Origin of the sequence: Leisingera aquaemixtae (genome assembly GCF_019801145.1) — a bacterium.
Taxonomy (GTDB): domain Bacteria; phylum Pseudomonadota; class Alphaproteobacteria; order Rhodobacterales; family Rhodobacteraceae; genus Leisingera; species Leisingera aquaemixtae_A.
This window is the reverse complement of the sequence record NZ_JAHVJQ010000004.1, coordinates 289,731-312,750: the sequence shown is the minus strand read 5'-3', so window position 1 is coordinate 312,750 and position 23,020 is coordinate 289,731. Positions and strand designations below refer to the sequence as shown.

Sequence of the window (23,020 nt, the reverse complement as noted above, 5' to 3'; positions counted from 1 at the left end):
GGAGCACCTCCAACCCGGGATGTTCCCACCGCCGCTCCACCTGGGCTTTGCCGCCACGCCCGGCTCACGGCAAACGCCAGGCCACTGGTGCGGGCGGCAGCCGACTTTGTCTAATGCGGATGTTCAAAACAATTGCCCCCGTTTCGTAACCTGCGTCAGATCTTACCGGAACCCTCTTCTGCTGTGCCATTGGCTATGGCAACCGGTGGCTCTCCGCCGATTCAAAGGCGCATTGCAACTGCGAGGTGACTTGGTTGCAGGAAGCAGGCAAGCTGCAGAAAAACAAAAACAGGACATTGAGCAGTGCCCCCGTCAAGAAGTGACGACAGCCCGCCGGAAGCGGACATGCAGGAGAGTGCGGCCGAGGCTGCTGCATTCCTGAAAACGCTTGCGCATGAAGGCCGCCTGATGATCCTCTGCCATCTGTGCGCGGGGGAACGTTCGGTTAGCGAATTGGAAGCTCTATTGAACATGCGCCAGGCAGCGGTAAGCCAGATGCTGGCCCGGCTGCGTGAAGAGGGGTTGGTTGCGACCCGGCGCGACGGCAAGACGGTTTTCTATTCTCTCAAGGACAGCAACACGGAAGAAATGATTGCCCTGCTCTACAAGCAGTTTTGCGGTGTCAGCTGAGCACCCGCTTCTGTGACCGCCGCCTGCTGGCAGCGGCCTGGCAACCGTTCTGATGCCATTGCAGGCAGGGACACTGGGCTAGCCGGTTATTCCTCGTCCGCCCGCACTCTTTGGGTCTGCACCCCCAGTCCCTCGATCTCCAGCCGCATCACATCGCCGGACTTCAGATACACAGGCTCCGGCTTGGCGCCCATGCCCACACCAGGCGGCGTTCCGGTTGCAATCACATCGCCTGGATGCAGTGTCATCAGCTGGCTAAGATGCGAAACAATCTGTGCCACGGTGAACACCATCCTGCTGGTATTGCCGGTCTGGCGCCGTGCGCCATTCACATCGCACGTCAGCCACAGGTTCTGCGGATCCGGCACTTCATCCCTGGTCACCAGCCAGGGTCCAAGAGGCCCGAAGGTGTCGCAGCTTTTGCCCTTGGTCCATTGCCCGGTCAGCTTGGTCTGAAAATCCCGTTCTGACACGTCGTTGATCACGCAATAGCCCGCGACATAATCCAGCGCTTCGGCCTCGGACACGTATTTGGCGGCCTTGCCGATAATCACGCCCAGCTCCACTTCCCAATCCGAGGAAACTGAGCCGCGGGGCAGAACGACGTCATCGTCCGGCCCGCAGATCGACGACGTGGCCTTGAGGAACAGAATCGGATGCTCCGGCAGGGCCATCCCCATTTCCTCAGCATGATCGGTGTAGTTCAGGCCGATGCCAAGGAACTTGCCGGGCTGCCCGACACAAGGCGCAAAGCTTGGTGCCCCCGCCGCCAGCGGCAGCGTCTTGGGATCCAAGGCCGACAGCCGGGCCAGGGTTTCATCACCCAGGACCGCGCCGGTGATGTCCGGCACATGGGCCGACAGATCCCTGACTGCGCCCGCGCTGTCCAGCATTCCCGGGCGCACCTCGGTGCCCGTGCGGTACCGCAGCAGTTTCATGTCGTTTTCTCCCGTTCGGTTTTGTGATCAGTTGGAAACGTAGCCTGCCACCACCTGCAGCAGCTTGAAAGCGGTCGACGCGTCGTTCTCCACAACCGCCAGGAACTCTTCCTCGCCGATCCGCAGGCATCGCAGATCGCTTGCTGCAACCATGCTGAGCGCGCGCGGCTCCTGCCGGATAAGCCCCAGTTCTCCGACTAGCCGGCCTGGGCCGACCTGGGCAATCAACCGGTCCTCCGCCCCTTCTTGCGGCAACAGAAGATCTGCCTCGCCCGACAAAATCATGTAGGCGCCGTCCGTGGCCTCGTCGTCCTTGAGGAAAACCACCTCGCCCGCCTTGGCCTCGTACCAGCGCGCGCCGAAAGCCAGGAGGCGCAGCTGGCGCCGGTTGAGACCGGAAAACAGCTCGGTCTGCTCCAGCGCCCGCAGCTTGCGGGCCAGATCCTGGCTGGCTGCACCTTCTTCCGCGGACACGGCCTGCGCCTCATCGCTGACCAGCCGGCCCTGGCGCAATTCAAAGAACACATCAAATACGTCCGGGTTCTGAAATCCGGGCGCCAGATAGATCAGCGTCGTGTCGGGCAGCAGCTTGCGCAGGTTCTTGTGCACCGCAACGCGGGTTTCCAGGTCATAGCTCGCCATCGCGGAATCCAGGATCAGGATATCCGGACGCTTGATCGTGGCGCGGCAGAAGGCCAGCGGTTCCGCGAAACTGGCTGCCAGCCCCTGCCCGCCCACTGCAATCGGCATGTCGAAAATCAGTTCCACCACCTGGTCGCGCAAGCCTTCGCGCACCATGAGGTCGGAGACCAGTTTGCGCACCTCATCACCCTTGGCACCTGCGGCATCGGATATCTTGCCGAAGAGAGCGTTTTCCAGAACCGTGAGGCTGGGGGTAATTGCGTCTTCCTGGAAAGGCGCAAAACCTGTGCCCAGCGTCTTCAAAAGCGCGTCCCCATGGCTGCGCCGGAAGCCGAGAATGCGCTCCTTCATGTCATCCTCAAATGCGGGCCCAATTTGCTCTGCGGAGATGGTGAAGGGCACGATCAGCAGCTGCGCCAGTTCTTCCCGGCTCAGCGCCGCCGCATCAGCGGTGCCGGAGCGGTCCACCAGCGCCAGCGCAGCCTCGTAGGCCGCAACGTCCAGGCCAAGCTTACGGAAAAGCGGGTGGCCGGTTCCATCCATGCCAAAGATCTGCCGCAGCATTTCAACCACATCACGGGTCAGCGCAACTAGGCTTTCGTCAAGGCCAAGTTGCTTCAGCTGGTCAAGGAAATCCCTTTGCTCGTTCAGCATCTCGCCGGTCAGGGCCTCCTGAGAGGCCGCAAACAAAAGGTTCTCGGCAACTGGGAGGGCCGGGTTGTAGCTCCCGTGCTCCAGGAAATGCACATGCACATCCAGCCCGGCATTTTCGATCGCCTCGCGTACCGTTGGACGCAGCCTCACCAGTTTCTCCGCCAGTTCCTGATGCGCGGCCTCCTCGAACCGCTGCTCGATACCGCGCCGGAACAGCGCAGTGTCAGAGCCGATCCCCTCCACCACTTTCAGCCACCAGCCGCGCAATTCAGCCTCGCTGGAAAACCCGGCCAGCTTGGGGTCCAGCCACGGCGCATCAAACGGGTCCGGGCTGTTGCCCGCCTGAATGGCGACCTCCAGCTGTTCCGGATCCCGCGCATCTCCCTGCGGGCGCATCCGCATCGGCATCATCACGTTGTCGCCAAAGGACCCCTGAAACAGCACCGGCCGCGACGTGGCATAGCCAATCCGCGCTGCCACTACTGCCTGATGCAGCCCGCTCATGTCCTGCTCTGCCACGGTCACAGTCCCCGAGGACGGCAGGATTTCCCGCGTCAGGAGCTCCGCCAGCGCCCTGCGGTCTTCTTCGGATGGCGCTGCGATCCCGACCACCTGCCCGGCCGGAAAGGTTGCGCTCAATTCCTCGAGCACCAGATTGCCGTCGGAGTCCCGCACAGTGACGGAATCAAGCACCACATCGCCGGAGAGATGCTGCAGCTCCTCCGGTTCACCGCTTAGCAGCTCTTCATCCACCATCCCCTGCGGCGCAAAGCGCTCCAGGATCACATCCCAGCGCAGGCTCATGTCCTGGGTCTGGTTGTAATATGCCAGCAGCTCCTTCCAGGGCGATGCCAGATCCTTGTAAGCGGCCAGGGCTGCCACCAGAGCGCCCAGCGAGACCTTGCCCTGCAGCACCAGATACCCGCCGACTGCATAAAAGAAGAAAGGAGTCAGCTGGGTGATGAAGTTATTGAGAAACTTCATGAAAAACTTTTTCTGGTAGATCAGGAAGCGGATTTCATAAAGCCGCCCCAGCCGGGCGGTGATGATCGCCATCCGGTAACGCCAGCCGCCATTGATCCGCAGCGTCGAAGCGCCGGCGGCGCTTTCCCCGATTTCTGTCGCCAGCGCCCGCACCTGCTTAATACGTTTCTTGTTCAGCTGGTTGATCTGCCGTTGCAGCATCGGGATAAGCCAGCCCTGCAGCGGAATCAGGGCAATCGCCGCCATCCCGAACCAGAAGTTCTGCAGAAACAGAAAGAACAGGATGGTCAGCATCTGCCCGGCCTGCAGCACCGGCTGGCTGACCGCGTCGCCCATCAGCCCGCCCATCGGTTCGGATTCCGAAGTGACCATCGACACCAGCTCACCCTGGCTGACCCGCTCGAAATAGGGCTGCGGGAAGCGCAGGACGCGGGCGATCAGCTGGTAGCGGAACCGGCGCAGCATCCGCTCCGCCAGCACACCCTTCATGGTGTTGATCCGCATCTTCAGCAGACCGTGGCACAGCACCGACAGAAGGAAAGCCCCGCAAAGGATCCACAGGAACGTCAGCTGGTCAAAACTCTGCCCCAGCACCGTAATCGTCGAGCTCTCGGCACCAATCGCATCGTTGATAATCCGCTTGGGCAGCTCCAGCGTCAGATACAGCAGCGGGAACAGGCAAGCAGTGACAACCAGCAGCACCAGCTGATCGCGTTTCGAGTATTTCCAGATGAAACGGAACAGAGAGCGTTCTATGGGAATGCTCCATAAATGGCAGCTACGGACAAGATACCCTATGGGTAGCGCGGTTTAGCTGCTGCAGGCAATGGGCAGTAACCCGCCCTGTCCCGTTGCGGCACTCTGCCGTCACAGCATTTGCCAGACGGCAAAAAATCCGTAAGGTTCCAGCCAACTATACTTTCAGGAGACTTATTGGTTTGCCGGAATACGTCGGATCCGTTCTGCTGCTGCTCTGCGCTTTGCAGGTCAAGCATTTGTTTGCCGACTTCTTCCTTCAGACCCCGAAGATGCTGTCGGGCCGCTGCGCCTATGCGCATATGGGCCGGGCGCAGCACGCCGGCGTGCATATTGCCGGCTCCGCTCTTATTTTCCTTCTGTTCGGGGCATCATTGACATTCATCCTGGTGCTGGCCGTGCTGGAATGGATTGTGCATTTCCACATTGATTTCGGTAAAGCCAGGTTTTCAGAACGCAAAAAGCTGAATCCGCAGCAGGCAATGTTCTGGCAGGCGATGGGCTCGGACCAGGCGCTGCACCAGCTGACCTACATAGCCATGGCCTGGGCCTGGGTAAAATACGCAGCTGCCTAAGCCCCTGCATGCGAGTTTTCATGGAACTACAGGTTTGTCCCGCTTGATCGTGCGCAGCACCACATTGGTTTGGGCACTTGCAACAGCAGGAAGCCGGAACAGGAAATTTTCCAGGAACCTGTTGTAGGCCTCCAGATCCGGCGCCAGAACCCGCAGGTGGTAATCGGCCTGCCCGGTGGTGGCATAGCACTCCTGCACCAGCGGGCTGGTTTCAACGGCGCGGATGAACTCCACCAGCTTGTCCGGATCATGGCGTGTCAGATGCACATGCACGATGGCTTGAAACCCCAGCCCCATTGCCGGTGCGTTCACCACGGCGCCGTAGCGTTCAATGATGCCCGCCTCCTCAAGCGCCCGCACCCTGCGCCAAAGAGCAGACGGAGACATGCCCACAGACTCAGCCAAATCGGCGTTGGAAATGCGGGAATCCTCCTGCAGCAGTGTCAAAATCCGGCGGTCGCGGTCGTCTACTTTCATTTTCCGGTCATTTTCTCCGAAAAGTCAGGAACTTCTGGATAACACAGCCACAACTCGCTGCAAAAGAAGTAAATCAGGCAAATCTTTTCAGCCTTCGTGGATTACTTTTCCGGAAAACACATATTCCGCGCAAGGATTCCGCCGCGATGACCAAGCTGAGCCACGATTTCCGCAGCTACAAGCTGGACGACCGTTATGACATGACCAAGGGCCGGGTGTTCCTGACTGGCACGCAGGCGCTGGCCCGCGTGATGCTGGACCAGGCCCGCCGCGACAAGGAAGCAGGCCTGAACACGGCCGGTTTTGTCTCCGGCTACCGCGGCTCGCCGCTGGGTGGGGTCGACCTGGAGTTCTGGCGCGCAAAGGAACGGATGCAGGCAAACCGCATCAAGTTCATGCCCGCCGTGAACGAAGACCTGGGCGCCACCGCGGTTTTGGGTGCCCAGCAGGCCATCCTGGACCCGCACTGCGAGGTCGAGGGCGTGTTCTCCATGTGGTACGGCAAGGGGCCCGGGGTTGACCGCTCCGGCGATGCCTTGAAGCATGGCAACGCCTACGGATCGTCAGCCAAGGGCGGTGTCCTTGTTGTTGCCGGCGACGACCACGGCTGTGTCAGCTCGTCGATGCCGCACCAGTCGGATGTGGCCTTCATGTCCTGGTTCATGCCGGTTCTGAACCCGGCGGATGTGTCCGAATACCTGACCTTCGGCGAATACGGCTTTGCCCTGTCCCGCTACTCAGGCACCTGGGTCGGCTTCAAAGCAGTGTCGGAAACCGTGGAGAGCGCGCGCTCAGTGGAACTGCAGCCGGACCGAGAGTTCATTTATCCGGAGCTGCCGGATTACCCTGGCGGGCTGCATATCCGCCGCGCCGACCTGCCCTCGCCCGAGATCGAAACCCGCATCCACGCCAAGCTGGACGCGGTGCGCGCCTTTGCCGAGGCAAACCCGATCGACAAGCGGATTTATGACATCAAGGACGCCCGCTTCGGCTTTGTCTCCACCGGCAAGGGGCATCTGGACCTGATGGAGGCTCTGCGGCTGCTAGGAATCGACGAGGCCGCCTGCCGCCGTCTGGGCATCGACATCTACAAGGTTGGGATGGTCTGGCCGCTGGACCGCACCGATGCGCTGAAGTTCGTGAAGGGCAAGCAGGAAGTGCTGGTTGTCGAAGAAAAACGGGGCATCATCGAAAGCCAGTTCAAAGAGAACTTCTATGACTGGCCCGGCAGCAAGCCGGAGAAGATGGTCGGCAAATACGACAGCCAGGGCGAGCCGCTGATCCCGTGGACCGGTGAGCTGAGCCCGCTGCTGCTGGCGCCCATCGTGGCGGCGCGGCTGGACAAGTTTTTCCCGGAAGAAAACCTGCCGGCCAAAGCCGCTGCGCTGACGGCTGAACCGCCGAAAGTGCTGAACGTGCCCGGCGCCACCCGCACGCCTTACTTCTGCTCCGGCTGCCCGCACAACACGTCTACCAAACTGCCGGAAGGCTCCAAGGCGTTTTCCGGCATCGGCTGCCATGTGATGGCCAGCTGGATGGACCGTGAAACCGCCGGCTATGCCCAGATGGGCGGTGAAGGCGTGCCGTGGACCGTTGCCTCGCAGTTCAATGGAAACAAGCATGTGTTTCAGAACCTCGGTGAAGGCACTTGGTATCACTCCGGTTCGCTGGCGATCCGCCAGGCGGTCGCGGCCGGCACCAACATCACCTACAAGATCCTGTATAACGACGCGGTGGCGATGACCGGCGGCCAGCCGGTGGACGGACCGGTCTCAGTCCATGGCATCGCCCAGACCTGCCGCGCCGAAGGCGTGCAGTGTATTGCCCTGATCTCAGACAACATCGGCAAGTTCAGCCATGGGGATTTCCCGAGCGGCACCACCTTCCATGACCGCGCGGAACTGGACACGGTCCAGCGTGAACTGCGCGAGATCCCCGGCGTCACCGTGCTGATCTACGAGCAGACCTGCGCCACCGAAAAACGCCGCCGCCGCAAGCGCGGCAAGATGGAGGACCCCAAGCGGTTTGCCTTCATCAACGATCTGGTCTGCGAGGGCTGCGGCGATTGCTCGGTTGAATCCAACTGCCTGAGCGTGGAGCCGAAGGAAACGCCGTTCGGTCGCAAACGCAAGATCAACCTCTCCACCTGCAACAAGGACTTCTCCTGCCTTAACGGCTTCTGCCCCAGCTTCGTCACCGTCGAGGGCGCAACCCGGCGCAAGAAGAAGCCCGCCGGGCTGGACGCCGCCAAACTGGCAGCCCAGCTGCCTGCCCCGGTCCTTCCCTCCCTGGCAGAGCCGTTTGACCTGCTCGTCACCGGGGTGGGCGGCACCGGCGTTGTCACCGTCGGGGCGCTGATCACTATGGCCGCGCATCTGGAGGGCAGGGGATCGAGCGTTCTGGACTTCACCGGTTTTGCCCAGAAGTTCGGCACAGTGCTGAGCTACATCAGGCTGTCTAAGTCCCCGGAGACGCTGAACCAGGTGCGGATCGACCAGGGTGGCGCAGATGCTGTCATCGGCTGCGATGTTGTCGTGAGCTCGGCGCCCAAGGCATCGGTTCACTACCGCCCCGGCACCAAGGTGGTGCTAAACCGGGCGGAAATGCCCACCGGCGATCTGGTTCTGCGCCGCGATGCCGACCTGATGGCAGGGGTGCGAGAACGGACCATCGCCGACGCTGTTGGTCCGGCCAACCTGTCCGGCTTCAACGCCAACGAGGCTGCCGAAACAATGCTGGGTGACGCAGTCCTCGCCAATGTCATGATGCTGGGCTTTGCCTGGCAAAAAGGGCTTGTGCCGGTCAGCGCCGGCGCATTGGACCAAGCGATCGAACTGAACGGTGTTGCGATCGAAAAAAACCGGCTCGCCTTTGCCATCGGCCGCGCCATGGCAGCAGACCCGAGGCTGGTCGAGGACATCTACAAGGAAACTCCCGACGAGGACGAAACGCTGCAAGAGCTGGTTCAGCGGCGAGCAACCTTCCTGACCGGATACCAGGATACCGAATATGCATCGCGGTATCAGGAAACGCTGGCACGGTTCCGCGACGCCCTGCCTGCTGACGCACAGGAGCAGCTGACCGCTGCGGCGGCCCGGTCGCTGTTCAAGCTGATGGCCTACAAGGACGAATTCGAGGTTGCCCGGCTGCTGACCAGTGAAAAATTCCGCCACCAGATCGAGGACGAATTCGAGGGTGATTACACGGTCAAATACCACCTCGCTCCGCCGCTGCTGAGCCGCAAAAAGGATTGCCGCGGCCGGCCGCTGAAACGCTCATTTGGCCCTTGGCTGCGCCCGGCTCTGAACCTGCTGGTCAAGGCACGCCGACTGCGCGGCACCGCCTTCAACATCTTTGGATACCACGAGGAAGCCCGCTTGCACCGCGATCTTCTGACGTGGTACGAGGCCGCGCTCAGCAAGGTTGCCCAGCGCTACACGCCTGGCACCCATGACGCCTGCATGGAAATCCTGCAAGCGCCGATGGAAATCCGCGGTTACGGCCCGGTGCGCCTGGAAGCCGCCAGGAAAGTCCGAAATGCAGCGGATGAGGCGCTGCTCAGCCTGTAAAACCAGCCATCACAAGCCGGCACTGGGGTATCAGATGTCCCAGTGCTGGCGCGTGAACTCAGTAAAGGCCTCGATCTCCTCAGCCAGCGGCTCGCGCCCGGTGAACACCTTGAGGTATTCGGGCGTCACTTCCAGCCGGTGGGCATGGCTTTCGTTCGGGTCCGCCATGTCATAGCCCAGCTGCATGTAATACAGCACCTTGGCGCGGGTCATGGCCTCTCGCTCGGGGTAGCCATAGCGGGCAAACATCGCTGTCAGCGCCTCAACCCGGCGCCGGTCGGAGCGGTCCAGCAGGCTGCGCACTTTGCCAGAGCGGCGCGACCAGTCCCGCACCGCAAAATCCAGGGCGGTGTTGAACAGGTTGGGATTGGTGATGCAGTGAAAGACGTTCAGAACCGCCCCGGTAATGGTTTCGGCCGACGCCTCGGCCTGACGCACCATGCCCGCGGTGTTGGTCTGCTCCCAGGTTTTCAGAAGCGCGTCCAACAGGTCCTGGCGCGACTTGAAGTACCAGTAGAACGAGGATCTCGAAACCTGCATCCGCTCTGCCAGCGCCAGCACCTTAACCTGTTCCACCCCGTCAGAGATCAGCACGTCCATCGCCACGTTCAGCCAGTCGTTGCGGGTGACTTTGATATTGCCGACCAGCGGCTCGGCCTCTGGATCATCCCGGTGCAGAACAGGTTTTTGCGCCATTTGCGGCCTTTCTGAGCGGTCTCGTTCCGGGCCATCCTATGCCGCAGCTGCCGCGCGCGCCAACCTGTCATTCCTGTCCGCCATGATTTGCGGTTGGAACTGAGTGGTTACAGCGACACACCGCAAATGCGGCCCCGAAGATCCGTCTGCTCAGGCAGCAAAAGCCTACCCTGACGTCATTGTGACCTCTTGCTTCCGTGTGCTGGCGCACCCGGCTGGACGTCCTCGCAAATACTTTTAAGGCTGGCTGCATGGCATTCCCCGCCCAAGGCCGCCTTCGGCCGCCTGGCCAATTTTCCCTTGCAAAGCCGGCATCTGGCCAAATGGGGTTTGACTAAACGGCCTCCGGCGCGCGAAGGTGATGAAAAAAACAGGGGAAAACACGATCTCATGAGCGCCTTGAACCAGCTGGGCGGGAAAAGCTGAATGCGTCCGCTGCTGTCCGTCGAAAACCTCAGCATCGGGTTTGGCAAAGGAGACTCTGTCGTCAAGGACGTGAGCTTTGCCGTCCAACCGGGGGAAACGCTTGCCCTGGTCGGGGAAAGCGGCTCGGGCAAGACGGTTTCCTGCCGGGCAGTTCTGCGCATTCTGCCAAAAGTGGCTCAATTGCGGTCCGGTCGCATCCTGCTGGAGACCCGCGGCAAGAAGCTGGACTTGGCATCGCTGGACGAACGCTTGATGCGGGATGTGCGCGGCAACACCATCTCGATGATTTTCCAGGAGCCGATGCGCTCGCTTTCGCCGCTGCACCGGATCGGCAACCAGGTGTCCGAGGTTCTGTGGCTGCATGGACGCAAATCCGAACGCGAGGCGCGCGATGTGGTTCTGGAGTGTTTTGAGCGGGTTGGATTTCCAGAACCGGAGCGCACCTACCGCTCCTACCCGTTTGAATTGTCCGGCGGAATGCGCCAGCGGGCGATGATCGCCATGGCGATGGTGGCCAAGCCGGACCTGCTGATTGCCGACGAGCCGACCACAGCGCTTGACGTGACCACCCAGGCGCAGGTGCTGGGGCTGATGAAAGACCTGCAGCGGGAAACCGGGATGGCAATGATCCTGGTGACCCATGATCTGGGCGTGGTGGCCAACATGGCCGAGCAGGTGGTGGTGATGCACAAGGGCCGGGTTATGGAGTCAGGGCGCGCCGAACCGATGCTGCGCGCGCCTGCGCATCCTTATACCAAGGCGCTGTTCGACGCCGCACCGGAAATCCCGGATGAGGCAGTGGTCGCGATTCCGCCTTCGCGCGAAGACCTGATCATGGAGATGAAATCTGTCTCCAAGACTTACACACTGCGGGCCGGCAAGGGCTGGCAGGCTCCCACGCTGATCCACGCCTGCCGCGAGATCGACCTGCGGGTGACCCGCGGGGAGACACTGGCAATTGTCGGCGAAAGCGGTTCGGGCAAGACCACCGCGGCCCGCATCGCGCTGGGGGCAGAGCCGCCCGACCCCGGCGGCGAGGTGCTGTTCCGGCCCGAGGCCAGCCAGCCCCCGGTTACAGTCCACGATATGGATAGGGAAACGCGTACAGCCTTTCAGCGGCAGGCCCAGATGGTGTTTCAGGACCCGTACTCTTCGCTGTCGCCGCGAATGCGCATTCAGGACACGCTGATGGAGCCGCTGGATATCCATCGCATCGGCACCCGCGCGGAGCGCCGCGACAAGGCCGCGGAAATGTTGCGTCTGGTGGGCTTGTCGCCTGATATGCTGAAGCGTTACCCGCACGCTTTTTCCGGCGGCCAGCGGCAGCGCCTGTCAATTGCGCGCGCCCTGATGCTGGACCCGGCGCTGATTGTCTGCGACGAACCGACCTCTGCGCTGGATGTCTCGGTACAGGAACAGATCCTGCGGCTGCTGGAGGACATCCGCGACCAGCACAACCTGTCCTACCTGTTCATTAGCCATGACCTTGCCGTGGTGGCCCGGATCGCCGATGAAGTTGCGGTGATGCGGCGCGGCCTGATCGTCGAGCAGGCGCCGCCGGAAACATTGTTCTATAATCCCCAGCATCCTTACACCAAGGCGCTGATTGCCGCCCAGCCGGAACCTGACATCGACCGCCCCATCGACCTGAAACTGGTGGCCCAGGGCGCAGGCGCGCCCGAGCGCTGGCCCGAGGCGTTCCGGTTCAATGGCGTCGATGCCCCGCCCCTGGTGAATTTGAAACACCTGGAACCCGGCCACAAGGTGCGCTGCCATGCTTGATGCCCTGAAATCCATACTCGCAGCCGCCCTCTGTCTTGCCCCTTTGCCTGCCATTGCAGAAATAACGGTGCAGGAAAGCAGTTTCTGGAAGTCCGAGGTCAAGGCGGGCTACTTGCCGCCTGCCGCCAAACGCCTTCCTGAAGTACCGCTGGTGGTTGATCTGGCCGCCAAGGGCCGGGAGTTCGGCCTTCAGGGCGGAACACTCAATACCATGGTCACGCGCTCCAAGGACATCCGGCAGATGGTGGTCTATGGATACGCGCGTCTGGCAGGTTACGATGAGAAGTATCAGCTAAGGCCTGACATTCTTCTGGGGTACGAAAACGAGGCGAACCGCCGCTACACGCTGAAGCTGCGTCCCGGGCACAAATGGTCCAACGGCGATCCGTTCACCTCTGACGATTTCCGGTACTGGTGGAACGATGTTGCCAACAACGAACTGCTGAGCCCGGCCGGCCCGCCGGATTTTCTGCGGGTGATGGGAAAGCTGCCGCGGGTCAGCTTCCCGGACGAAACCACGGTGATTTATGAATGGGACGACCCGAACCCCAGTTTCCTTCACATGCTGGCCCAGGCCCGCCCGCCCTTCATCTACCGGCCCGCCAAATACCTGAAGCAGTTTCACGCTGATTACGCCGACCCCGAGGTTTTGGAAGAAGAGGTCGATTACGCCCGCGTCAAAAGCTGGGCCGCGCTGCACAACAAGTACGACAACATGTACAAGTTCGATAACCACGAGCTTCCGACGCTGCAGCCCTGGATCAATGCCTCGCCTGGCAAGAAGATCCGCCATCAGTTCGTGCGCAACCCCTATTACCACCGGATCGACAGCCGCGGCGTTCAGCTGCCTTATATTGACACAGTTGAGATGGAAATCGTGACCGCCGGGCTGGTCGCCGCAAAGTCGAATGCAGGGGAAGCGGATCTGCAGGCCCGCGGGCTGGATTTCCGCGACATTCCGATACTGCGCAAGGGCGAAAAAGACAACTCGGGCTACAAGACTTACCTTTGGGGCAATGGCGCTGCATCGCAAATTGCCATTTACCCGAACCTGAATACCCAGGATCCGGTGTGGCGGGAGATCCTGCGCGATGTGCGGGTGCGGCGTGCCTTGTCGCTGGCTATCAACCGCCGCGCCATCAACCGGGCGCTCTATTTCAACCTTGCAAAACCCGGCGCCATGACGGTGCTGGAACAAAGCGAGCTGTTTGATCCAGCCCTGCGCGACGCCTGGGCGCAGTTTGACCCCGAACAGGCAAACCGCCTGCTGGACGAGGCCGGGCTGACGGAAAAGGACGGCTACGGCATCCGCTACCTTCCGGATGGACGTCTGATGGAACTGATTGTGGAAACCGCAGGCGAACGGCAGGAAGTGGAAAACGCCCTGCAGATCATCTCCGATGACTGGCGCGATGTCGGCGTCAAGCTGATCATGCGCCCGCTGGACCGCGACATCCTGAGAAACCGGGTCTTTTCCGGCAGCACCATGGCGTCGGCCTGGTTTGGCTGGGACAATGGCTTGCCTCAGTCTTATACATCTCCGGTTTACCTGGCCCCTACCGACCAAGTCTTTCTGTCCTGGCCGAAATGGGGCCAGTTCTATCAGACCGGCGGCAATGCAGGCGAACCGCCGGATATGGCACCCGCTCAGCAGCTGCTTACGCTTCTGCAGGACTGGGACATGGCCACGACAAAGGCCGAGCGCATCGCAGCCTGGCGCGCCATGCTGCAGATCCATGCCGAACAGGTCTATGCGATTGGCGTTGTGGCCGCCGCGCCGCAGCCTGTTGTCGTCAGCACCCGGCTGCGCAACGTGCCGGAACAGGCGATCTGGGCCTGGGACCCCGGCGCGCATTTCGGCGTTTACCGGCCGGATGAATTCTTCTTTGAGGATGGCCTGGACTGATGGAGATTCTGCGATACGCCATCTACCGCTTTGGCACCATGCTGATGACACTGCTGGTGGTGTCGGTGCTGATTTTCGTCATCATCAACCTGCCGCCCGGCGACTACCTGTCGAACCAGATTGCCGAACTGCAGGCAACCGGACAGTCCGCAGGCGTGGCCAAGGCGGAATTTCTGCGCAAGGAATACGCGCTCGATAAGCCGCTTTGGCAGCAATACATGATCTGGATGGGTTTCATGCCGGGGCCGCACGGGTTTTCCGGCATGATCCAGGGCAATTTCGGCTGGTCATTCGAGTTTGACAGCCCGGTGGCCGATATTGTCGGCGACAGCCTGTGGCTGACGGTGCTCGTGAACCTGGCCGCCGTGATCTTTGTCTATGCCGTCGCCCTGCCTTTGGGCGTTCTGGCGGCAGCCCGCGCGCGCACCTGGGTCGACTACACCACCGCTTTTGTCGGCTACCTGGGACTTGCCACACCGAACTTCCTGCTGGCGCTGATCCTGTTCTACTACGGCCACCGGTGGTTTGACCTGCCGATCGGGGGGCTGATGGCGCCTGAATTCGAAGGTGTGCCGATGAATTGGGACAAGGTGAAATCCATCCTGGTGCACCTCATTGTTCCAACCTTCGTGATTGGTACTGCCGGCGCCTCGGCGATGATGCAGCGGCTGCGGGCCAACATGCTGGATGAACTGGGCAAACCCTATGTGGAAACCGCCATCGCCAAGGGCATGGCGCCGTCCCGCATGCTGGCAAAGTACCCGCTACGGGTGGCCTTCAACCCCTTTGTTGCAGATATCGGCAACCTGCTGCCCTCGATGATTTCCGGCTCTGTCCTTGTGTCGGTGGTCCTGGGCCTGCAAACCATCGGCCCGACCCTGCTGACAGCGCTCAAGACACAGGACATGTTCCTGTCAGGTTTTGTATTGATGTTCGTTGCCCTTCTTACCCTGATCGGCACCATGATTTCGGATGTGCTGCTGGTGCTGCTTGACCCCAGAATCCGCTACGAGGGGCGTGACGCATGACCCATCTGCCCGACGGACGTTATGTCGACGATGAACCATTTGATCCGCAGGCCTCGCTGCTGGAACTGGAGCGCAAGGACCTCGACGCCCCGAATTGGCTGCTGGTCTGGCGCAAGTTCAAGACCCACAGACTGGGCCTTATCTCAGGTATCTTCCTGCTGATTGCCTACGGCCTGATCCCGTTTGCCGGTTTCATTGCCCCCTACGGGCCCAACCAGCGGTTTTCCGAGCATCTCTACTCGCCGCCCCAGTCGGTCAAGCTGTTTCATGAAGGCGAGTTTGTCGGCCCCTTCGTCTACCCGATGACCTCCGAAGCCAACCTGGAGACCTTCCAGTGGGAGTTCAAACCGGACACCTCGCGCCCGCTCAAGCTCAAGTTTTTCTGTGAAGGCAGCACCTACAACCTCGCGGGTTTCATCGAAAGCAACCGGCACCTGTTCTGCGCCAGCGAGGAAGCCACGATCTTCATCTTGGGCTCCGACCGTCTGGGCCGCGACATCTTCAGCCGCGTTTCCTACGGTGCACAGCTGTCTCTGACTGTTGGCCTGATCGGCATCACGGTCTCCTTTGTGCTTGGCATTTTCTTCGGCAGTGTCGCCGGCTATTTCGGCGGCCGGGTCGACTGGATGGTGAACCGCGTGATCGAGATCCTGCGATCATTGCCCGAGCTACCCCTGTGGCTCGCCCTGTCCGCTGCCGTGCCCTCGAACTGGTCTCCGGTTGCGGTCTTCTTCATCATCTCGATCATTCTCGGCATTCTCGACTGGCCCGGCCTTGCCCGCTCGGTCCGCGCCAAGTTTCTGTCCTTGCGGGAGGAAGAATACGTCCGGGCCGCAGAAATGATGGGCGCGACGTCCGGACGGGTGATCCGCAAACATCTTTTGCCCAACTTCATGTCGCATCTGATTGCCTCAGCCACGTTGTCAATCCCGGCAATGATCCTCGGGGAAACCGCGCTGTCCTTCCTCGGGCTCGGCCTGCGCGCACCTGCGGTCAGCTGGGGGGTGATGCTGAATGACGCGCAGAACCTGACCTCGGTGGAAATCTATCCCTGGCTGGCCATTCCGATGCTGCCGATTGTCATTGTCGTGCTCGCCTTCAACTTCCTTGGCGACGGGCTGCGCGACAGTCTGGATCCCTATCAGCAATGACCCTTCTCACATCCCTGCCCGCCGCGGATCAATTCCGCCTGACCGGCAGCGGACAATGGCGCAGCGTCTTTGCTGTCACCGAACTTGCCAATGCTTCCATAGGAGCAGTTGGTCTGGAGCTGGCACGGCTGATCAAGGCCCTGAACCTCTCGCCGGCCGCGCTTGACGTCACCGTGGATCAGCGGCTGGCCTCGCTCTGGTTCGGCTACAGTTTCCGCCCGAAGGGCTGGGAGCTGCCCGGCCTGTGGGATGAAATCGCTGGCGTCTATGAAACGCAGGACGGCTGGATCCGCCTGCATACCAACCTTCCGCATCACCGCCAGGCCGCACTGCAAGTGCTCGGTTGCGCCGCCACGCGGGAGGCCGTGGCTGCCGAAGTAAAGCACTGGCAGGCCGACCGCCTGGAAAGCGAAACCGTAGCCGCTGGCGGAGTGGCGGCCGCCATGCGCAGCCGTGCGGACTGGCTGGCGCACCCTCAAGGCCGTGCAGTGGCATCAGAACCGCTGATCCACTGGATTGCGCCCGCGCCTCTGCGGCTGCGGGAAAGATCTGAAGCGACGGCAGAGCGTCCGCTGGCTGGGTTGCGGGTGCTTGATCTGACCCGCGTCCTGGCTGGGCCTGTCTCCACCCGCACACTGGCCGGTTTTGGCGCCGACGTGCTGCGCATCGACCCGCCCGGCTGGGATGAGCCGGGGGTGATCACAGACATCTCGCTGGGCAAGCGCATGGCCGCGCTCAACCTGGCCAAAGGGGAAGACCGGCTGGTATTCGAAACCTTGCTTGCTCAGGCCGATGTGCTGGTACACGGCTACCGGCCCGGCGCACTGGACGGGCTAGGGTATGACGCAGGCACCCGGCGGCAGCTTGCGCCAAACGCGGTTGAGGTGACGCTGGACGCCTATGGCTGGACCGGCCCCTGGGCCACACGGCGCGGGTTCGACAGCCTGGTGCAGATGAGTGCTGGCATTGCAGATGCAGGCCGGGACTGGGCCGGGACCGGCAGGCCGCACCCACTGCCGGTACAAGCGCTGGATCATGCAACCGGATATCTGATGGCCGCCGCAGTGCTGTCAGCACTCGCTGCTGCGGCGCATGGGGAGGCAGTTCCGACGGCCCGCCTCTCGCTGGCACGCACGGCGGAATTGCTGGCCGGGATGGGCAAGTCTTCTGAAGGCCCGGACATCACCGGGCCGGAAGACAGCGACTGGTCACCGCGCCTTGAGACGAGCGGCTGGGGGCCTGGCCGCCGGCTTGCTGCGCCACTCACCCTGAACGGCACGGCAGTGCACTGGGAATTGCCTGCCACCCGCTGCGGCAGCGCCGCTGCCGCGTGGCCCGATTAACCGGCCGCACGCAAGCCGCCCCTGCCCCAGCCAATCTGCCTCGCCAAAAAACAAACCTGGAAAGTAGCGCCCACCAGTTTCCCGGCGTATTGCACGGCTATACGCCCCAAGACCGCGCCGCGCGCCAGCGCGGCGCCAGGCCCAACCCCAAGCCGAACGCGTCGGCGGTCAATCGCGTGGGCGGGAGGGCGCCCGCTGCCAAGCCCGCTCAGCGGTCGTCGCCGCCTGGCCCGCCCATGTCTTCCAGCATGTCTTCGTCAATGGCTGCCTGCACAGCTCCCAATGCGGCCTCCTTCTGTTTCGGTGTCACCTCTTCCTCCTGGTCCGGAGCCAGGCGCACCGTGACCTCGCGGTGGGCGAATTTGACACCTTCGCGCGCGAACAGCTCGCGGATTTCCTGATACACCCGCTTGCGGACGATCCACTGATCACCCGGCTTGGTCATGAATTTCACCCGGATGATCATTGCCGAGTCCTGCATCTCGATCACACCTTGCGACTTCAACGGCTGGATGAAGGTATGTCCGACAACCGGATCGTCCATCAGCTTTTGACCCAGCTTCTTGATCAGCTTTCTGACCTTCTCCACGTCTGTGTCATAGGTCACCCGCAACGGCAGTTTCATCATCACCCAGTCGCGGGAGTAATTGGTCAGCACCTTGATCTCGCCAAATGGGATGGTGTGCAGCGCGCCCAAATGATGGCGCAGCTGGAAGGAGCGGACTGAGATCTTTTCGACAGTACCTTTCACATCGCCGATGTCGATGTATTCGCCTTTGCGGAACGCATCATCAATCAGGAAGAATGCGCCCGAGAAGATATCCCGCACCAGCGTCTGCGAGCCAAACCCCACGGCCAGGCCAACCACACCTGCACCGGCAAAGAGCGGGCTGACGTTGATGCCCAGCTCCAGCAGTAGGATCAGGACGATCGACACCAGCACCACCGCCAGGATTGCACCGCGGAACAGCGGCAGCAGGGTCGCCAGCCGGCTGGCCCCGCCGGCACCGCCCTCATCGCCCAGCTCGGCCTCCGGAACATCGCCCACTTCTTCGTCGATCTTGCTGTCGATCCAGATCCGGAACAGGTGATAGACGATATAGCCGATAAACAGGATGACAGTCACATCCACCACCCGCTCTGCAGCAGTGGTCTTGAGCCAGCTGGCGTCCGGGTTCCAGACAATAACCAGAGAATAGGCTCCGACGACAAAGGCCAGGATGCCTGCAACCCTGCGGGCGAGATCTTCGTAAGTGCCGATCGGGTGTTTTACCTTGGGGAGGGCGGCTTCCTCACCCTCCTCTTCCTCCGCTTCCAAAGCAGCGCCGTCCGGCTGCGCTGTCTCAGTGTCAGCGCCCGCCCCGCCCGCTTCCGGTGCTGCGTCTTGCGCGGCTGAAGAGGTTTGAACAGCAAGGCTGCGGCGGAAATACCGTTCGATCACATAATTGATCGCCCCATAAACCACCAGGATCGTGGTCAGAACGAAGTAGCTGCCCGCCATCAGAGGGATCGACACCTCGTGCTCAAGCACCAGATCGAAGGCCAGCTTTAGCCAGCCGAAAACCATGTAGACCATCAGCACCGGCGCCCAGGCGACCGCGAGGAACCGCACCAGCCACGAACAGTCTTCGGGCGGGCGGCCAGCACGGATGGCATTGGAAATTGCCCGGCCGTTGACCAGCACCATCAGCAGATTACCCAGCGTCCCGACCAGCGCCAGAACGCCGTAGACCAGTGCATAGACGTTGTAGTTAAGACCGAAATCCCCGACCCAGGTTGCAAACAGCGTCGAGGAAATGTCGTAAGTCGCCAGCAAGGATGCCCAGATATAAAGCCGCTTGGCATCCCGGTCGGAAAATACCGGGATACGGTATTGTGCCAGGAAAGGTGACAGCACCATCCGCCACAGGTCCGATACGGTCCGTGCCAGGAAGTAGGCGGTGTAGATCGCCGTGACGGTAAACTCGATGGATGGATCGCCCGACGCACCGAAAATCAGATACGAAATCAAGGCTGCAAAGATCATCGCAAAGATCGTGGCCCCGATCCCCATCAGGAAGCGGAAGACCAGGAAAGGCATCTTTTCCTGATAACCTTCGGGAGTTTCCCGGATCCGAGCGACCACAAACCCTTTCGCGAAACGCTTGCCGTAGATTTCCACAGACAGCCAGCGCCCGATAAGCAGGAACAGGACACTCCAGCCCAGCACCTCGACGTAGGTCATGATGCGCCCGTCCGGACTGGTCTGGCGCAGGATGTATTGCATCTCAAAGACTGAATACGGCAGCGCCTCCAGCCGGCTGTTCAGTTCTGCCCGGAAGGCTGCGACCCTGGACTGGGCCTTCATCAGCGCTGACGGCTGCTCCATCGCGCCGGAGGCGGACGGGCCTTCCTGCTGCCCTGACTCCGGCGGCGCATTCAGTAACCGGCCGCTGCTGTCGACAACCAGCACGCTGACACCGCTTTCAGCGGCTTGCTCAATAGCCTGGGAGAGCGCCTCCGCGCCGCTTGCGTCACTTTCCTGCGCACTGGCGTGAGCCGTCAGCCCGAAGCCCAGCAGCAGACAGAAGAGAATCCGAAACAGTGAGTGCAGCATGTCGGGCTATCCTTATGGAAACTTGAGCCAAATTAACCACCTGCCGGGGCGTTGCGCAAATAGCGCGCGCGCAATTTACTGTGCACCTTGCAACAGGGCCGCATGATTGCATGCGCAAGGGGTCCAAGTTATACAAATTCAGATATCAGCCCTTCGGGCGGAAACCCGTGATGCTGCGGCCTGCCTGCAACCAGTCAGGACCGGAAGCGGCGAAAGCAAATACTGACCGTGCCCCTGCCGCCTACGGACAACGGGCACGCAAACTGAGGCGGAAGATGGCGGAGCATAGCAGCACGCGCCCGGAAACGAGCGGCAGCGCAGGCTGGCCTGCTTCTGGTGCCGCCGCGGCCTGCTTGCAGCCAGGCACAGGCCGGAAATCCAACCAGGCGATCCAATGACGGACACAGGCATCACCCACCGCACAGCGGAAACCGCCAGACGCGGTCCCCGGATCATGTTCTACAGCCATGACACCTTCGGGCTGGGGCACTTGCGCCGGTCGCGGGCGCTGGCTGGGGCAATCACGGCTGACAATCCCGATGCTTCTGCGCTGATCCTAACAGGCTCCCCCGTGGCTGGCAGGTTCTCCTTCCCGTCCCGGGTTGACCACGTGCGTCTGCCCGGCGTTATCAAACGGTCGGACGGTTCCTATGCCTCGCGCACGATGGGGATGAGCATAGAGGAAACCGCAGACCTGCGCGCGGCCCTGATCCGCTCAACCGTTGAGCAGTATGACCCTGACGTTCTCATCGCTGACAAGGAACCCACCGGCTTTCGCGGCGAGCTGATGCCAGCGCTTGATCTTCTGAAGTCGCGTGGACGATGCAAGACAGTGCTGGGCTTGCGCGACGTGCTGGATGACCCGGAGGTGCTGGCAGCAGAATGGGAGCGCAAACACGCGGTCGAGGCCACCCGCGACTTCTATGACGAAATCTGGGTCTATGGGCCTCGCTCGGTTTATGACCCCACCGCCGGGCTGCCCTTCACGCCCGAGATGCAGGCCCGGATCCATTGGACCGGCTATCTGCGCCGCGACCTTGGCCAAGTGGGCGAGCCGCCTGAGCAGCCCTACCTGCTGGTTACCCCCGGCGGCGGCGGCGATGGCGAGATGATGGTGGATCTGGTGCTGTCTGCCTATGAAGCGGATCCGGACCTGTCGCCCCGAGCAGTGCTGGTTTATGGTCCATTTCTGTCCGGCGAAACCCGTGAAGACTTTGAAGAGCGCGTTGCCCTGCTGGATGGCCGTGTCACCGCCGTTGGTTTTGAATCGCAAATCGAGACCCTGTTTGCCGGCGCCCAGGGCGTCGTCTGCATGGGCGGCTACAATACTTTCTGCGAAGTCCTTTCCTTTGACAAACCGGCAGTGATCGTGCCCCGCACCACCCCCAGGCTGGAGCAATGGATCCGGGCCAGCCGGGCCGAAGAGATCGGCCTCACGTCCATGCTGGATGAAACCCGCGACGGATGGACTGCGCCTTCTCTGGCCAGGGCGATCCGTGCATTGGCAACCCAGAAGCCGCCGTCTGCGGCAGGTTCCGAAGGGCTGCTCGATGGGCTCGACTACGTTACCCGCCGGGTAGCGGCGCTTTTGCAGGACGTGCGCAAAGAGGCCGCGGAATGACCTCTGCCCGTCCGCCTTTGGCAGTTGTTGTAAAGGGCTGGCCCCGGCTGTCCGAGACTTTCATCGCCCAGGAACTGGTCGCGCTGGAGGCTGCTGGCCACACTTTTGAGATCTGGTCATTGCGGCACCCAACAGACGTCAAACGGCACCCCTTGCACGCGCGGCTGCAGGCCAAGGTAAACTACCTGCCCGAATACCTTTATCAGGAACCCGAGCGGGTTTGGCGTGCACGCGCGCAGGCTCAGCAGCTTCCCGGCTACGCCGAGGCCTACCGCATCTGGCGCGCCGATCTGCGCCGCGATCTGACCCCTAACCGCATCCGCCGTTTCGGGCAGGCCTGTGTTTTGGCTGCCGAAATGCCCGCGGAGGTGCTGGGGCTTTATGCGCATTTCCTACATACCCCCTCCTCGGTGGCCCGATATGCCGCGATCATGCGTGGCCTGCCCTGGAGTTTTTCGGCGCACGCCAAGGATATCTGGACCTCACCCGGCTGGGAACTTCAGGAAAAGCTTTCCGCGGCTCATCACGGTGCGGCTTTCGGCGCCACCTGCACCGGGTTCGGGGCAAAGCACCTGCAACAGCTGGCCGACACGCCAGACCGGGTCGATCTGGTTTACCACGGTCTCGACCTGTCCCGCTTCCCCGCCCCGCCTGTGCGGCAGCAGCGTCTCGCTCAGGATCCGATACATTTCATGTCGGTTGGCCGCCTAGTCGAGAAAAAAGGCTTTGACCGGCTGATCGCTGCTCTCGCGCTGCTGCCTGCAGGTCTTGACTGGCATTGGACCCATATCGGCGGCGGCGGTCTGGGAGACCTTCTGCAAGGCATGGCCGAAGATGCAGGCATTGCCCGCCGCATCACCTGGCGAGGGGCCTGCGACCAGCCGGAAGTAATCGAGGAAATGCGCTCCTCTGACCTGTTTGTGCTGCCCAGCCGGGTGGCAGCGGACGGCGACCGCGACGGGCTGCCCAACGTGCTAATGGAGGCTGCTTCGCAGCGCCTGCCCATCCTGTCGACCCCGGTGTCCGCTATTCCGGAATTCATAACCCATGGCACCCATGGCCTGCTGAGCGAGGACAGCCCCGAAGCGCTGGCCGAAACCCTGCTTTTCGCCGCCCGGCAGCCGCAGCAACTGGCCGCAATGGCCGAGGCCGCGCTTGACCGTCTGCGCATGGATTTCGGCATGGATCCCGGCATTGCCCGGCTCTCGAAGCGGCTGAGCGCAATGCTGCACGGCGGCTGACGGCC

Annotated in this window: 15 protein-coding genes; 10 read left to right on the top strand and 5 right to left on the bottom strand. The window is 61.8% G+C overall.

All coding sequences use genetic code 11. The annotated features are described in order from the left end of the window. The first annotated feature begins 345 nt into the window (after nucleotides 1–345). The gene (locus KUW17_RS11795) at nucleotides 346–630 is read left to right on the top strand and encodes an ArsR/SmtB family transcription factor (protein WP_222479260.1); all 285 of its coding nucleotides are present in this window, start codon (nucleotides 346–348) and stop codon (nucleotides 628–630) included. Between the two features lie 86 nt (nucleotides 631–716). On the opposite strand, the gene KUW17_RS11790 is transcribed toward KUW17_RS11795, so the two are convergent. Further along, complete coding sequence (locus KUW17_RS11790; protein ID WP_222479258.1) at nucleotides 717–1,568, bottom strand: fumarylacetoacetate hydrolase family protein; 852 nt, start codon at nucleotides 1,566–1,568, stop codon at nucleotides 717–719. A gap of 27 nt (nucleotides 1,569–1,595) precedes the next feature. Beyond that, a complete protein-coding gene (locus tag KUW17_RS11785; protein WP_222479749.1) occupies nucleotides 1,596–4,553 on the bottom strand; it encodes an ABC transporter transmembrane domain-containing protein in 2,958 nt (985 codons plus the stop codon). A gap of 233 nt (nucleotides 4,554–4,786) precedes the next feature. Between KUW17_RS11785 and KUW17_RS11780 the strand changes: the two genes are divergently transcribed. Then, a complete protein-coding gene (locus tag KUW17_RS11780) occupies nucleotides 4,787–5,179 on the top strand; it encodes a DUF3307 domain-containing protein (protein ID WP_222479747.1) in 393 nt (130 codons plus the stop codon). Between the two features lie 18 nt (nucleotides 5,180–5,197). Here KUW17_RS11780 and KUW17_RS11775 read toward each other — a convergent pair whose 3' ends face one another. Continuing rightward, a complete protein-coding gene (locus KUW17_RS11775) occupies nucleotides 5,198–5,656 on the bottom strand; it encodes an Lrp/AsnC family transcriptional regulator (protein WP_222479256.1) in 459 nt (152 codons plus the stop codon). A 146-nt stretch (nucleotides 5,657–5,802) separates the two neighbouring features. Between KUW17_RS11775 and KUW17_RS11770 the strand changes: the two genes are divergently transcribed. Beyond that, nucleotides 5,803–9,225, top strand: coding sequence for an indolepyruvate ferredoxin oxidoreductase family protein (locus tag KUW17_RS11770; protein WP_222479254.1), 3,423 nt, complete (start codon nucleotides 5,803–5,805; stop codon nucleotides 9,223–9,225). Nucleotides 9,226–9,255: 30 nt separating this feature from the next. On the opposite strand, the gene KUW17_RS11765 is transcribed toward KUW17_RS11770, so the two are convergent. Beyond that, nucleotides 9,256–9,921: a TetR/AcrR family transcriptional regulator gene (locus KUW17_RS11765; protein WP_222479252.1), complete on the bottom strand. Its 666-nt coding sequence runs from the start codon at nucleotides 9,919–9,921 to the stop codon at nucleotides 9,256–9,258. Nucleotides 9,922–10,347: 426 nt separating this feature from the next. Between KUW17_RS11765 and KUW17_RS11760 the strand changes: the two genes are divergently transcribed. Genes KUW17_RS11760 through KUW17_RS11740 form a run of 5 tightly spaced genes read left to right on the top strand, consistent with a single transcriptional unit; the run spans nucleotide 10,348 to nucleotide 17,557 of the window. Then, the gene (locus KUW17_RS11760; RefSeq protein ID WP_222479250.1) at nucleotides 10,348–12,129 is read left to right on the top strand and encodes an ABC transporter ATP-binding protein; all 1,782 of its coding nucleotides are present in this window, start codon (nucleotides 10,348–10,350) and stop codon (nucleotides 12,127–12,129) included. Continuing rightward, complete coding sequence (locus KUW17_RS11755; protein WP_222479248.1) at nucleotides 12,122–14,035, top strand: ABC transporter substrate-binding protein; 1,914 nt, start codon at nucleotides 12,122–12,124, stop codon at nucleotides 14,033–14,035. The genes KUW17_RS11760 and KUW17_RS11755 overlap by 8 nt, the downstream gene beginning before the upstream one ends. Continuing rightward, nucleotides 14,035–15,063 (top strand): ABC transporter permease, encoded by a 1,029-nt coding sequence (locus tag KUW17_RS11750; RefSeq protein ID WP_222479246.1) that lies wholly within the window; start codon nucleotides 14,035–14,037, stop codon nucleotides 15,061–15,063. The genes KUW17_RS11755 and KUW17_RS11750 overlap by 1 nt, the downstream gene beginning before the upstream one ends. Next, nucleotides 15,060–16,214, top strand: a complete 1,155-nt coding sequence (locus KUW17_RS11745; RefSeq protein WP_222479244.1) for an ABC transporter permease — start codon at nucleotides 15,060–15,062, stop codon at nucleotides 16,212–16,214. Before KUW17_RS11750 ends, KUW17_RS11745 begins: the two co-directional genes overlap by 4 nt. After that, nucleotides 16,211–17,557, top strand: coding sequence for a CoA transferase (locus KUW17_RS11740; RefSeq protein WP_222479242.1), 1,347 nt, complete (start codon nucleotides 16,211–16,213; stop codon nucleotides 17,555–17,557). The genes KUW17_RS11745 and KUW17_RS11740 overlap by 4 nt, the downstream gene beginning before the upstream one ends. A 208-nt stretch (nucleotides 17,558–17,765) precedes the next feature. Here the strand turns inward: KUW17_RS11740 and KUW17_RS11735 are convergent, their stop codons facing one another. Further along, nucleotides 17,766–20,153, bottom strand: a complete 2,388-nt coding sequence (locus KUW17_RS11735; protein ID WP_222479240.1) for a mechanosensitive ion channel family protein — start codon at nucleotides 20,151–20,153, stop codon at nucleotides 17,766–17,768. Between the two features lie 394 nt (nucleotides 20,154–20,547). Here KUW17_RS11735 and KUW17_RS11730 point away from each other — a divergent pair, with 394 nt between their 5' ends. Both KUW17_RS11730 and KUW17_RS11725 read left to right on the top strand, forming a co-directional pair. Next, complete coding sequence (locus KUW17_RS11730; RefSeq protein WP_261397167.1) at nucleotides 20,548–21,774, top strand: glycosyltransferase family protein; 1,227 nt, start codon at nucleotides 20,548–20,550, stop codon at nucleotides 21,772–21,774. Next, nucleotides 21,771–23,015: a glycosyltransferase family 4 protein gene (locus tag KUW17_RS11725; RefSeq protein WP_222479238.1), complete on the top strand. Its 1,245-nt coding sequence runs from the start codon at nucleotides 21,771–21,773 to the stop codon at nucleotides 23,013–23,015. Before KUW17_RS11730 ends, KUW17_RS11725 begins: the two co-directional genes overlap by 4 nt. Nucleotides 23,016–23,020 lie beyond the last annotated feature (5 nt).

What these genes read in the sequence shown, in the direction of transcription:
- KUW17_RS11795 (WP_222479260.1), top strand. Translation starts at nt 346, where the DNA reads ATGCAGGAGAGTGCGGCCGAGGCTGCTGCATTCCTGAAAACGCTTGCG.
- KUW17_RS11790 (WP_222479258.1), bottom strand. Translation starts at nt 1,568, where the DNA reads ATGAAACTGCTGCGGTACCGCACGGGCACCGAGGTGCGCCCGGGAATG.
- KUW17_RS11775 (WP_222479256.1), bottom strand. Translation starts at nt 5,656, where the DNA reads ATGAAAGTAGACGACCGCGACCGCCGGATTTTGACACTGCTGCAGGAG.
- KUW17_RS11770 (WP_222479254.1), top strand. Translation starts at nt 5,803, where the DNA reads ATGACCAAGCTGAGCCACGATTTCCGCAGCTACAAGCTGGACGACCGT.
- KUW17_RS11765 (WP_222479252.1), bottom strand. Translation starts at nt 9,921, where the DNA reads ATGGCGCAAAAACCTGTTCTGCACCGGGATGATCCAGAGGCCGAGCCG.
- KUW17_RS11760 (WP_222479250.1), top strand. Translation starts at nt 10,348, where the DNA reads ATGCGTCCGCTGCTGTCCGTCGAAAACCTCAGCATCGGGTTTGGCAAA.
- KUW17_RS11755 (WP_222479248.1), top strand. Translation starts at nt 12,122, where the DNA reads ATGCTTGATGCCCTGAAATCCATACTCGCAGCCGCCCTCTGTCTTGCC.
- KUW17_RS11750 (WP_222479246.1), top strand. Translation starts at nt 14,035, where the DNA reads ATGGAGATTCTGCGATACGCCATCTACCGCTTTGGCACCATGCTGATG.
- KUW17_RS11745 (WP_222479244.1), top strand. Translation starts at nt 15,060, where the DNA reads ATGACCCATCTGCCCGACGGACGTTATGTCGACGATGAACCATTTGAT.
- KUW17_RS11740 (WP_222479242.1), top strand. Translation starts at nt 16,211, where the DNA reads ATGACCCTTCTCACATCCCTGCCCGCCGCGGATCAATTCCGCCTGACC.
- KUW17_RS11735 (WP_222479240.1), bottom strand. Translation starts at nt 20,153, where the DNA reads ATGCTGCACTCACTGTTTCGGATTCTCTTCTGTCTGCTGCTGGGCTTC.
- KUW17_RS11730 (WP_261397167.1), top strand. Translation starts at nt 20,548, where the DNA reads ATGACGGACACAGGCATCACCCACCGCACAGCGGAAACCGCCAGACGC.
- KUW17_RS11725 (WP_222479238.1), top strand. Translation starts at nt 21,771, where the DNA reads ATGACCTCTGCCCGTCCGCCTTTGGCAGTTGTTGTAAAGGGCTGGCCC.